At 72.3% G+C, this 11,469-nt stretch carries 11 protein-coding genes and 1 tRNA gene; 6 read left to right on the forward strand and 6 right to left on the reverse strand.

All coding sequences use genetic code 11. The annotated features are described in order from the left end of the window. The first annotated feature begins 183 nt into the window (after positions 1-183). Together ACGFIR_RS20825 and ACGFIR_RS20830 are read left to right on the forward strand one after the other, a co-directional pair. A complete protein-coding gene (locus ACGFIR_RS20825) occupies positions 184-1,677 on the forward strand; it encodes a gamma-glutamylcyclotransferase family protein (protein ID WP_393146535.1) in 1,494 nt (497 codons plus the stop codon). A 30-nt stretch (positions 1,678-1,707) separates the two neighbouring features. Then, positions 1,708-1,878 (forward strand): hypothetical protein, encoded by a 171-nt coding sequence (locus ACGFIR_RS20830; RefSeq protein WP_393146537.1) that lies wholly within the window; start codon positions 1,708-1,710, stop codon positions 1,876-1,878. Between the two features lie 74 nt (positions 1,879-1,952). Here the strand turns inward: ACGFIR_RS20830 and ACGFIR_RS20835 are convergent, their stop codons facing one another. The 3 genes from ACGFIR_RS20835 to ACGFIR_RS20845 form a co-directional block, all read right to left on the reverse strand. Then, the gene (locus ACGFIR_RS20835; RefSeq protein ID WP_393146632.1) at positions 1,953-2,987 is read right to left on the reverse strand and encodes an NAD-dependent epimerase/dehydratase family protein; all 1,035 of its coding nucleotides are present in this window, start codon (positions 2,985-2,987) and stop codon (positions 1,953-1,955) included. 272 nt (positions 2,988-3,259) lie between these two features. Continuing rightward, a complete protein-coding gene (locus ACGFIR_RS20840) occupies positions 3,260-4,054 on the reverse strand; it encodes a maleylpyruvate isomerase N-terminal domain-containing protein (protein WP_393146539.1) in 795 nt (264 codons plus the stop codon). Positions 4,055-4,234: 180 nt separating this feature from the next. Then, positions 4,235-4,310: transfer RNA gene (locus ACGFIR_RS20845), tRNA-Arg, on the reverse strand. 163 nt (positions 4,311-4,473) lie between these two features. Here ACGFIR_RS20845 and ACGFIR_RS20850 point away from each other — a divergent pair. Further along, a complete protein-coding gene (locus tag ACGFIR_RS20850) occupies positions 4,474-5,175 on the forward strand; it encodes a hypothetical protein (RefSeq protein WP_393146541.1) in 702 nt (233 codons plus the stop codon). 154 nt (positions 5,176-5,329) lie between these two features. Here the strand turns inward: ACGFIR_RS20850 and ACGFIR_RS20855 are convergent, their stop codons facing one another. Then, entirely contained in the window at positions 5,330-6,367 is a 1,038-nt protein-coding gene (locus ACGFIR_RS20855) for an alpha/beta hydrolase (RefSeq protein ID WP_393146543.1), read from the reverse strand. Positions 6,368-6,462: 95 nt separating this feature from the next. After that, positions 6,463-6,879 carry an HPF/RaiA family ribosome-associated protein gene (locus ACGFIR_RS20860; RefSeq protein WP_393146545.1) on the reverse strand — a complete coding sequence of 139 codons (417 nt, stop codon included), beginning with the start codon at positions 6,877-6,879 and terminating at the stop codon, positions 6,463-6,465. A gap of 446 nt (positions 6,880-7,325) precedes the next feature. On the opposite strand from ACGFIR_RS20860, the gene ACGFIR_RS20865 reads away from it, so the two are divergent. The 3 genes from ACGFIR_RS20865 (at position 7,326) to ACGFIR_RS20875 (ending at position 10,925) form a co-directional block, all read left to right on the forward strand. Continuing rightward, positions 7,326-8,129, forward strand: a complete 804-nt coding sequence (locus ACGFIR_RS20865) for a single-stranded DNA-binding protein (RefSeq protein ID WP_393146548.1) — start codon at positions 7,326-7,328, stop codon at positions 8,127-8,129. Positions 8,130-8,304: 175 nt separating this feature from the next. Next, positions 8,305-9,384: a cobalamin biosynthesis protein gene (locus ACGFIR_RS20870; RefSeq protein ID WP_393146550.1), complete on the forward strand. Its 1,080-nt coding sequence runs from the start codon at positions 8,305-8,307 to the stop codon at positions 9,382-9,384. After that, positions 9,381-10,925: a cobyric acid synthase gene (locus tag ACGFIR_RS20875; protein ID WP_393146552.1), complete on the forward strand. Its 1,545-nt coding sequence runs from the start codon at positions 9,381-9,383 to the stop codon at positions 10,923-10,925. The genes ACGFIR_RS20870 and ACGFIR_RS20875 overlap by 4 nt, the downstream gene beginning before the upstream one ends. 101 nt (positions 10,926-11,026) lie before the next feature. Here ACGFIR_RS20875 and ACGFIR_RS20880 read toward each other — a convergent pair whose 3' ends face one another. Continuing rightward, positions 11,027-11,428 carry a rhodanese-like domain-containing protein gene (locus ACGFIR_RS20880; protein WP_392999462.1) on the reverse strand — a complete coding sequence of 134 codons (402 nt, stop codon included), beginning with the start codon at positions 11,426-11,428 and terminating at the stop codon, positions 11,027-11,029. Positions 11,429-11,469 lie beyond the last annotated feature (41 nt).

The raw sequence follows: 11,469 nt of genomic DNA on the forward strand, positions 1-11,469 counted from the left end.
GTGTAGGCCGTGGTCACGGTTGTATGGAGCGCGTTGGCGGTACCGCTTCTGGAGCTACCGCGGAATTGACTGGAGGCTCGGCCGTCGAAACGGCGAAGGCCGCCGTTGGGTCAACCTTCGAGACGCCGGCGCTGGTTTGCCCAGTGTCCCGGAGCGACTTCATTGCAGGGGGATCGTGTGGCGATGTCGAGTCCCACGCTGACGCGGTTGGCGCGAAGAGTCACCGGGCGGACCTATCATCCCAGGCTGGGAACGCCCCTCTCCCTGCGCCTCGGAAAGGCCTCGCTGCTCGTCATCGTCGGATCGTACGTGACGCTGTCGGTCGCGTCGGCGATGCTTGGTGCGGTGGCGCTTTCCCTGCTGCACCGGCCCAGGTGGGAGTATTCGCGCGGATTGCGGCTGACGTTCGAGGCCTTGTGGGGATTGGGGGAGTTGCTGCGCGAGGACGGCCAGCCGGCAGCATATTACGTCGTCGCGGGTGTCATTACGGTTCTCGGAGTGCTGCTGCCGCTTCTCCTGCTTGGCTCGTTCGTCTTCAAGCTCCTTCGCCATGATCCCATCAAGTGGCGTAAGAAGGCCTCATTGGAGGACGACCCCGTCTATGGTGCGCTGCTGACGATCCGGTTCTACCCGGGCACGAGTTCCGAGTTGGGGGATCTGTGCGTGCGCGTCTACGCGCGCATCGCTCTGACGGGCGCCAACCCGAGATCGATCGTGAACCGCCCATTGAGAGTTCGGTACGGCGGCGAGTTGGCTGAAGAGTCGCGCATACCGTACAGCGCGTCAGGATTTCCGTGCTCGGTGCGGGTTCCCTTCTCCCGCCGGCGCACTGCCACAGCATCTGTCGTCGACGGCGTCTTCGATATTGACGGTCACGATGTGAGCAAAGAGAATCTCGAAATCATCGCCATCGTGTCGGGCGTGGTCTTGGACTCAGGTGAGAGTTTCGTCAGCGTCAAGCGCTACCTGGGTGACGAGGTCCTGGCGGGGCAGCCCCAGTGGATCGACGCAGTAGAGGGCGAAGCGCCAAAAGACTGGCTCGGTTGGGACAACTTCGAAGGTAACGCGGAATTGGTGGTATTTGTCTATGGATCCATGGTCAGTCGAGACTCGATGCTGAAGACTCTCCCGACGCTGCCTGAAGCTTGTGGCCCATCAGTGGGCTTCCTCAGCGGTTGGGCGCGAAGTTGGAACACCGGCTCCGACCCCAAGGATCAGCCCGAACGTGTCTGGCGGGGCGAGAGCGGCGACGTCTTCGAGGGCACGATCGCGAGCCTGGGCCTCGTGCCCAAAGACGGTGAGGAATGTCCCGGGGCTCTGTATCGAATATCTGTGCGCGACCTGGCGCTGGTCGACAATCGCGAGCGAGACTACAAGCGCATCAACGTCACGGGACTGGTGCGCGGCCCTGAGTTGAACCCCACCGACACTGTCTTCACCTACATTCCCACCGAGGAAGCTCAGCAGCGGCTTGTCCGTGCCCGCGCAAACAACACCGCGGTGCTTTCGACCGGCTACCTCCGCTCGGTCAAGGAAGGGTTCGCAGCGCTCTTTCCGGACAGCGGGAACCTGTACGAGAGAACAACTCCGAAGTTCTACGGCCGGATCGAGACTCTGACGTTCTCGACAGCTCCGGAATCCACCACGGCAGATCGCGACCCTCCGCTGACCAGCTAGACGTAGGGCCCAGCAGCATCGTCGATGCGAGTGTCGAATCTGTGGCGCAACGCGCACGAGCGGGCGGCCTCCGGGGAGGTGCCGGCGGTCGCCGAGCGGGATCAGTGGTGCCCATTGGGTGCCGGTGGCGGCGTGGTCGAGCATCGCGCGGTCGGTAGCGACGATGTCGGCGACGGCTGTCGCGGATTGAGCGCCTGCTGAGCCAATCGCCGTGGGACCGCGACGCGGACGCGCGCCGGCTCGCAGAGCGCATCTCGGTCTCGCTGTCGCAAACCTCAGCGTGCCCGCTCGCCTGACTGCCGCCAGGCGGCCGACACCTGCGCTTCCCTCTCCGGGCTGATGCCGATTTCGGCGGCCCGGTCGTGGCTGCTGACCTCGCCGCTCTCCACCACCCACCGCCAGGTGTCGCGGACGGTCAGGGAGAGCGGCCGGCAGCGCAGGCCGGCAGCCTGCGCCCTGGCCGTGTCGACGCGCCACACGCCGTCGAACGTGCGCCAGAGAGGCAGCTCGGACCACTGCCGGACGCCCTGACTGACCAACACCTCATCGGGCACCCAGTCGAAGGAAGCATCGCCCCGGGTTGCGTGGGCGCAGTCCGCCAGTAGCTCGCCGAAGGTGACGCCGCCCACCGGGGCGCAAACGTTGAACGCGCCCGAGGAACCTTCGGTGATGGTGTGGAGTGCGAATGTGGCCAGGTCGCGCACGTCGACCGGCTGAATGGTGCGGTCGGGGGAGCCGGGGGCGAGGACGTCTCCACCCGCAGCCACCCGGCGCAGCCACCACGGCAGGCGGCCGACGTACTCACGCGGGCCGAGCACGACACCCGGGCGTAGGAGCGTGGTCCGATTCGCTCCGAACGCGGCGAGGGCCGCTGCTTCACAGCCGGACTTCTGGTAGCCGTACTGGGTTGGCCCATCCTCTGTGTCGGTGCCGTAGTCCGGGCCGGCGTCCGGCGGGCAGTAAAGCACCTCGGAGTGCTCGCTGAGCGGCTTCAGCGGCCAGTCCCGGTAGACGCTGACCGTGGACATGAAGACGTAGCGGCCGGCGACGGAAGCGAGTGTGCGAGCCACGTCGAGGGTGTTCCTCGGCACGTATTCCGAGGTGTCGACCACGGCATCCCAAGGGCCGGCAGCGGCGAGGGTAGCGATGTCCTCCGGACGGGTTCGATCACCTCGGATTGGCCGTACAGCCTCTAGGAAGGGGTCGGAGGTGCCCCGGTTGAACGTGGTGACCTCCCAGCCAGCATCGATGGCGGCCGTGACGATCGCGTGGCCAACGAACCATGTTCCGCCGAGCACTAGCAAACGCATACGTCCATCATGCCGAGCAGGGGTGATCGCCCGATCGGCGGAGGACGTCGGCAGCCAGTTGCCGAGTCGGTCACGAGATTGAGTCAAGGCGGCCCGCAAGCGGGCCGCGTCGGCCCGGCCCCGGCCTGCTGGCGACCTCCGGCCGGCATCGGTCGGGCCGGCCGGCCACGCTGAGGGACGACACGATCGGAAGACCTCGGGGCTCTGCCCCGAACCCCGGCCCTCCTCGGAGATGCCGCCGACCTTGCGGCTAATGACTTCATCCAAAGTGTTTACGCGGACGGGTCCCAGGCTGCGAGCTGATCGAAGATACGACGGTCACCTTCGAACTTCAGCGAATCCAACGGTATGCGGCCGTAGAAGAACAGGACCAGGTCACTGGCCGTGCCCCGGGCGGAGGCGTCGACCGTGACCGGGTTCGGGTCCTCGCTGGCAGCCGGCGCGCCGAGGCGGGCGGCCCATGCGCCGTCGCGGGACAGCCGAAGGCGCCAAGAGTGGCCCTCGGTGGCGTAGTAATCGACGACGGCGGGTTCGTGCGGCCAGGCGACGTCCGTTGAGCAGAGGGTGAACTGGCAGTCGTCGAAACCGTCGAGGGCGGCCTCGACTGGTAGCGGCTCCGGGGTCCCCACGGTGAGTTGGACATCGTAGGTGTGCACCGCGATCTCGGGCACCTGGCGCCGAGCCCATGTACCGGAGGTTTCCGGTGACTGCGAGTCACCCCAGAACGTCCAACAACCGCGGTCCGGGCCGGCCTCACGCAGCGCGCTCGTCAGTCGCTCGACGGACTCGGTCCACCAGGCCAGGAGAGCCTCGCGTTCCCGAGGCGCACCCGTGCCGTCGTCCCAAGCGGACTTCTCCGGGGGAGCGTCGGCCGGCCCGGCGGCGACGATGGCGGCCGCCCTGCGGCGGCCCATGCCCAGGTGCTGCACGAGATCGAACAGCATCCACTCCGGGCAGCTCGGCACCGGCACGTCGAGGCTGGGCGCCGCAGCGACCGCGGCGCGGAAAGCGGTCGACCGTTCGTCAATCAGCCGCAGGTGATCAGTGAACGTCAAAGTTTTTTGCACTCCGGCTGTCTACCAGTGTGCTTCGACTACCGGACAGCGATTTTCGCAGCCGACGCGGCAGCCGCACCGGCACTGATTGTCGGGCAGTGTAGGCCCTCGCAGGCAGGCTTGGCTGTACGGGGAAGGGACCGTGGTGATCGTCTCGACCGGGAGCGGGAAGCCGCTGGCCTGCGGTGTGAGTGGTGCGCCCGGCAGGATTCGAACCTGCGGCCTTGGGATTAGAAGTCCCCTGCTCTATCCGCTGAGCTACGGGCGCGCGCGTGCGTGTCGCGCGAGAAGGGTACCGCCGGCCACCGGGTGACCGGTGGAACGGGTGCCGCGTTCCACGTCGCCGACCAGGGTCGCATGCGTCCCCGGTGTTGGTCACCCCGGTTCTGCCGTCGGCGCGGCCCGGGACGCGCGGGTCGTACCCTCGGGTGGTGCTGCTGGACCCGGACACCGAGAACGACGTCGCCTACGAGCTGTGCCAGCTCCTCGGCCGTGCGATCCTGCCCCTCCGCCGGACCGACGACGGGGCCGGAGACGGCGACCGGTGTGAGGGCACCGCGTTCCTCTTCACCGGGCGGGGGCGGGAACACCTGCTCACGGCCGACGCGCTCACCCACACCGGGGCGGGGGAGATCGGGCTGCGGGCGAGCGTGACCGAGCCGGCCGGGGTGGCCGCCGAGGCGATCGTCCTGCCCGACCTCGCCGAGGGGTGGCGGCACCACGAGGATCTGGGCCTCGCCGTCATGCCCACCGCCGGCCTGCACGAGCACGCCGCAGGGGAGGGCTGGCAATGGCGTACCCAGCAGGTGCCGGACGCGATCGCGGCCGACCGGGACGCGATCGGCCGGATCGGCGCGGAGCCGGGCTCGGCGATCGTGCTCGCCCACGGCGTCGGCGCGGGCGGTGCCCGGCCGCTGGAGGTGGCGATCGAGCGGGTGGCGCGCGTGGGCGACGGCGTCCGGCTGATGGCGGAGCTGCCGGCGGGCTACGTCGGCGCGCCGGTCTTCGGCGTGCAGGCCGGCGGCGACGGCGAGCCGGGGCTGTGCTGCCTGGGCCTGGTGCTGCCGGCGCGCGACGGCGGCCACCCGCTCGCCACCTTCGACCGCATCCGCGAGGCCGTCGACGCGCCGTGAGCCCGGCCGCCCGCGAACCCGACTGCCCTTGGACCAGGCTGCCCGTGAACCCGGCCGCTCGCGAGGCCGGCGGCCCATCGTGAGGCCGTCGACGCGTGGTGAGGGCGGCGGTCCGTGGTGAGGCGGCGGCAGTAACAGAGCGGGCGGGCGGCGCTCAGCCGCCGTGGGCGGGGGCCTCCGCCGGGTCGGCCTCGTCCGCCGGCTGCCGGCTCGCCGGCGGCCGCTCCCCGGTCCGGACCGTCGGCCCGGCGTCGAAGAACGCGTCGGCCCAGCGTCCGACTTCCTGGAAGACCTTTTCGCGTACGGCGGGACCGGAGAGCGTGAGGTCGTGCATCCCGCCGTCGAAGCGGGCCAGGGTGACGTGCCGGCCGAGGCGGGGCGCCCAGCGGACCATGTGTTCGACGTCCAGGACGGCGTCGGCGAGGGCCGCCGAGTCGTGCCACTTCGTGCCCTTGAACGAGCGCGTCGAGCAGGCGAGCAGCACCGGCACCTGGATGTCCAGGCCGGCGCGGAGCTGCCGCTGGGCGGTGCGGATGGCGTTCAGCCAGCCGGCCCGGACGGGGAACCCGGCGAGCGGCTTCCAGGTCAGGTCGTAGTTCCACTCGCCCCGGTGTTCCGCGTGCAGGCTCTGGCCGTACACGGTGCCGAGCCCGAACGGCAGGACCCGGCGCGGCGCGCGTCGGCCCAGCCGACCGACGGCGGCGGCCAGGGGACGGCGTACCAGCCAGGGGGCGTTGATGTCGAAGAAGGGGCTGTTCAGGAAGAGGCCGTCGAGGATCCCGGCGTCGCGGCGGGCGTGCGCCCAGAGCGGCAGGATCAGCCCGCCGGTGGAGTGGCCCATCGCGAGCAGCGTGTCGTGCCCGTCGTCCTCGCGGATGATCCGCGCGGCGGCGTCCAGCTCCGGGAAGTAGTCGCTCAGGTCGCGGCAGAAGTTCGGCGTCTGGTGGGGCAGCAGGCTGCGGCCGTACTTGCGCAGGTCGAGGGCGTAGAAGTCCCATCCCCGCTCGGCGAAGAAGTCGCCTAGGTGGCCCTGGAAGAAGTAGTCGGTGAAGCCGTGCGTGTAGAGCACGGCCCGCCTGGTCGGGCGGTCGGCCCGGCGACGGACCAGGGTGGCGACCACCGGTCCCTCGTCGTCGGTGCCCAGGTCGATCGTCTGCCGCTCGTACGGCGGGCCCAGCACGTCCGGTTCCACCCCAGCGACGGTACGCCGGGAAGCTACCCGGTGGTAGCCCCGGGTGCGCCCGGCCCCGCCCGCCCGCACCCGGCGGACGGAGCCTGGCGTACGCGTCAGACGGTCTCGGACTCGGCGCGGGCCGAGTCGGTGTCGGGCTCGACCTCGGCGGCCGGCGCGGGCACGTCGCGCAGGTGCTTGTTGTGCCTCGGCTCCTGCCTGGTCTTCGCGTCGTTGAGCCGCCGCCGCAGGTCGTCGCGGACGTCGTTGAGGGCCGCGTGCAGGTCCTCCTCGGTGGAGGTGGTCACGATCTTCTGGCGGCCGGCGATCCAGCACTCCAGGGTGACCTTCTGGCCCCTGGCCTCCCGGTCCTTGACCGACACCTCCAGCTCGGTGGCGTCGGCGTGGAACCCGGCCAGCCGGGAGTCGAGCGTGCCGAACTGCTCCGCGATCCAGTTCCGGTCACCCTGCGAGAACCCCGCGCCGACCCGCAGGCACTCCGCCACGGTGGCCGGGTTGGTGACGGCGCTCATCGCCGCACCTCGCCGGAGACGATGGCGGCTGCGGTGCTGGTCATCTTCATGATCGCTGACCTCTCGTTCGTCGTGCTGTCGGCGGTGCGGTTGATCGAATCCATACCCCGCCGTACCCCGTCCGGAACGTGACCCGTGGCCCCGCCCGCCGCCGGCGCCGCGGGCGCCGCCGGCACCACCATCGTCGAGCCGATCGTGCCGGCTCCCCAGGGCCACCCGGCCCTAAGACGTGTGCCGAAGTCCTCGGTCGAGCTGGCCCTGTCGCAGGCCGACCAGGGACATCGACGCACGCCTTAGCACACCGGGACCTTGATCAGGGTCTTGTCCACAGCCGGTCCGGTTGTCCACAGGCCGGCGCGCACCGATGGCGGCGCCCGCCCCCGAGGGCACAGGCTCGGCACCGAGTCGACTCGCGATGGCAAGCCCGATCTCCCCCTGGAGGGACGATGTTCGACACCTACGTCACCGTGGTTGGCAACGTGCTGACCGCGCCGGAGTGGCGTCGTACCACCCAGAGCAGCACCCTGGTGGCCAACTTCAAGGTCGCCTCGACCGCCCGCCGGCTCGACCGCGACAGCGGGCGCTGGGTCGACGGCAACAGCCTGCGCGTACGCGTCAACTGCTGGCGCAAGCTCGCCGAGGGGGTGGCCGCCTCGGTGATGGTCGGCGACCCGGTGGTGGTCTGCGGCCGGCTCTACACCCGCGACTGGACCGACGACGCCGGCAACCACCGCTCCCTCTACGAGTTGGAGGCGGTCGCCGTCGGCCACGACCTGTCCCGGGGCCGCAGCCGGTTCCAGCGCAACCGGCCGACGATGACGACCAGCACCGTCGAGGACGCGGAGGCCGAGCACCGGGTGCACGGTGAGGCGACCGAGCCGGTGCCCGACGAGGAGGCCCCCGTCCTGCCGGACCGCCGGCCGCTCGACGACGACTTCGAGCCCGACTTCGGCGCGTTCGCCGCCGGACGCGGCCAGCCGGCCGACACCGCCCTCGACGGCTCGCTCGACCCCTTCGACGACCCGGCGGACGAGCCCCACGGTGAGGAGCCCGACGGTCCGGAGCCGCGGTCCGGCGGGACGCCGGCGACCGACCCGGCCGAGGACGCGCCGGCCGCCCAGGACGGTCGGCGCGACGTGCCGGCGGGGGAGCCGGGCCCGTCGGCCGAGGGTTCCGAGGAGTCCGAGGCGGGCGTGTCCCCGACCGGCCGTGGCCGCCGTGGCCGGGGGCGGTTGCCGCAGCCCGCGTGACCGCCCGCGCCCGGGCGACACGACGGGGGCGGGGTGGCGCTGGCGGATCCGTCGTCACCCCGCGTGTCGCCCGGCGGCAGCCGCTGCGCGAGCCTCGGTCCTGGCCGCGCGCGGCGCTCACCCGGCCGGGACGGGTGGACGCTCGGTTAGGCTGGCCGGCCGGAGGTGGTGTCGGGTGCGGCAGGTGACGCCGGTGGCGAACGTGGCGGGACTGGTCGCGGGCTACGCCCTCGACGCGCTCCTCGGTGACCCCCGCCGGTACCACCCCGTGGCCGGCTTCGGCCGTGCCGTAGGGGCCCTGGAACGGCGGGCGTACCGCCCGAACCGGCGTGCCGGAGCGGCGTTCACGGCGCTGGCGGTCGGCGCGCCGGTGCTGCTCGGGGTGGCCGCCACGCTCGCCACCCGCCGCCGGCCGGTGGCCCGGGCGGCCCTGGTCGCCGCCGGCACCTGGACGGTGCTCGGCGGGCGCACGCTGCGGCACGAGGCCAACGTGCTGGGGCGTGCGCTGCGCGCCGGCGACCTCCCGGCCGCCCGGCAGCGGCTCGGTCACCTCTGCGGCCGGGACCCGTCCCTGCTCGACGAGCCCGAGTTGGCCCGCGCCACCGTGGAGTCGGTCGCCGAGAACACCTCGGACGCGGTCGTCGCCCCGCTGCTGTGGGGCGCCGTCGCGGGGCTGCCCGGCCTGCTCGGGTACCGCGCGGCGAACACCCTCGACGCGATGGTGGGCCACCGCTCGCCGCGGTACGCCCGGTTCGGCACCCCCGCCGCCCGCCTCGACGACCTGCTCAACCTGGTGCCCGCCCGGCTGACGGGCCTGCTCACCGTCGCGGTCGCGCCGGTGGCCCACGGCGACCGGGAACGGGCGCTGCACGTGTGGCGCCGGGACCGCAACGACCATCCCAGCCCGAACGCCGGGCAGTGCGAGGCGGCCATGGCCGGCGCCCTCGGCGTACGGCTGGGCGGGCGCAACGTCTACTTCGGGCGCTCCGAGGTGCGCCCGTTCCTCGGCGACGGTCCCCGACCCGAGGCACGGCACCTGAAGCGGGCCGCCCGCATCTCGGGCGCGGTCGGGCTGGCCGCGCTCGGGCTGGCCGCCGCGTACCCGCTGACCCTCGGCCGGCTGGCGAGCACCCTCGGCCGCCGGGCGATCAACGCGAGCGCCTTCGGTCGCCGGGCGGTGCGGGCGAGCGCCCTCGGTCGCCGGGCGGTGCACCCAGCGGTCGCGGCCGGGGCGGGGCGGGGAAACGGCCGGTGAGCGGTGGCCTGCTGGTCGCCGGCACCACCTCCGACGCCGGCAAGAGCGTCCTCACCGCCGGCATCTGCCGCTGGCTGCACCGCCGGGGTGTGAAGGTGGCGCCGTTCAAGGCGCAGAACATGTCCAACAACTCCGCCGTCGTCGTCGGCCTCGACGGCCGGGGCGGCGAGATCGGGCGGGCGCAGGCGATGCAGGCCGCCGCCTGCGGCCTCGCCCCCGACCTGCGGTTCAATCCGGTGCTGCTCAAGCCCGGCAGCGACCTGGCCAGCCAGGTGGTGCTGCTCGGCGAGGCGGTCGACACGGTCACGGCGGGCAACTTCCGCGAGCTGCGTCCCCGGCTCGCCGGGACCGCGTACGCGGCGCTCGCCGAGTTGCGGGCCGCGTACGACGTCGTGATCTGTGAGGGGGCCGGCAGCCCGGCGGAGATCAACCTGCGGGCCGGCGACTACGTGAACATGGGGCTGGCCCGGCACGCGAACCTGCCCACGATCGTGGTCGGCGACATCGACCGGGGCGGGGTCTTCGCCTCGATGTTCGGCACGCTCGCCCTGCTCGACCCGGCCGACCAGGCGCTGATCGCCGGCTTCGTGATCAACAAGTTCCGGGGCGACCCCGGGCTCCTGCGGCCGGGGCTGGACATGCTGCGCCAGGTCACCGGCCGCCCGACGTACGGGGTGCTGCCCTGGGCGCTCGACCTCTGGCTCGACGCGGAGGACTCGCTCGCGTACGGCCGGGTGCTCGGTCGACCGGCCGCCCCACGCGGCACCGACTGGCTGGACGTGGCCGTGGTCCGGCTGCCCCGGATCAGCAACGCCACCGACGTCGAGGCGCTCGCCACCGAGCCGGGCGTACGGGTCCGGCTGACCGTCGAGCCCGCCGAGTTGGCCGCCGCCGACCTGGTCGTACTGCCCGGCTCGAAGTCGACCGTGGCCGACCTGGCCTGGCTGCGGCAGACCGGCCTGGCCGACGCCGTCCTGGCGCACGCCTCGGCGGGCAAGCCGCTGCTCGGCATCTGCGGCGGCTTCCAGATGCTGGCCCGGGCGATCCACGACCCGGTGGAGAGCCGGCAGGGGAGCGTGGCGGGGCTGGGCCTGCTGCCGATCGAGGTCACCTTCGACCCGCGCAAGACCGTCCGCCAGTCGACCGGCGCCGCCGACGGCGGCGTCCCGGTCCGCGGCTACGAGATTCACCACGGGTACGTCTCCCACGCCGACCCGGCGCTGACCCCGTTGCTGACCTGCGCGGACGGCAGCGGCGAGGGAGCCGTGGCCGGTGCCGTGCACGGCACCCACTGGCACGGCGCCTTCGAGTCCGACGAGTTCCGCCGCCGGTTCCTGACCGAGGCGGCCCGGCTCGCCGGCCGGACCGGCTTCACGGTGGCCCCCGACACCGCGTTCGCCGCGGCCCGCGAGCGCACCCTGGACCTGCTCGGCGACCTGGTCGAGGAGCACCTCGACACCGACGCGCTCTGGCGCCTCGTCGAGTCCGGCCCGCCGGCCACCCTTCCGTTCATCCCACCGGGCGCCCCGGAGCATCCCTGAACCGGTCACCCGCCACGGCCCACCCTTGAGTCGCCGCGCTACCACGCCCGACCGGGGGCCGGGAGCGGCCAGCGCAGGTCGGTCGGCGGGAGCGGGACGGGTCAGAGGCGGACGTCGGCGGGGCGGTCGGACATGGGCAGCCCCGCCTCGCGCCAGGCCTGCACGCCACCGATCATGTCGGTCGCACGGTGCAGGCCGAGCGCCCGCAGGCTCGCCACGGCGAGGCTGGAGCTGTAGCCCTGGCGGCACACCACCACGATCCGTTGGTCGTACCCCGTGGCCTCGGGGATCCGCCACGCGCTGGCCGGGTCGAGCCGCCACTCCAGCACGGTCCGGTCGATCACGATGGCGCCGGGCAGGTCGCCCTGCTCCCGTCGCTGCACGTCGGTGCGGGTGTCGACCAGCAACGCCCCGGTACGGACCGCCTCGACGGTCTGCTGCGGCGTCAGCCGGCGTACCCCGACGCGGGCCTGTTCCAGGAGGGCGTCTACGCCCGGACTCATCACGCTGTGGGACACCAGCAGATCATCGCGTCCGGTGCCGG

This window comes from Micromonospora sp. NPDC049051 (assembly GCF_043197575.1).
GTDB lineage: Bacteria > Actinomycetota > Actinomycetes > Mycobacteriales > Micromonosporaceae > Micromonospora.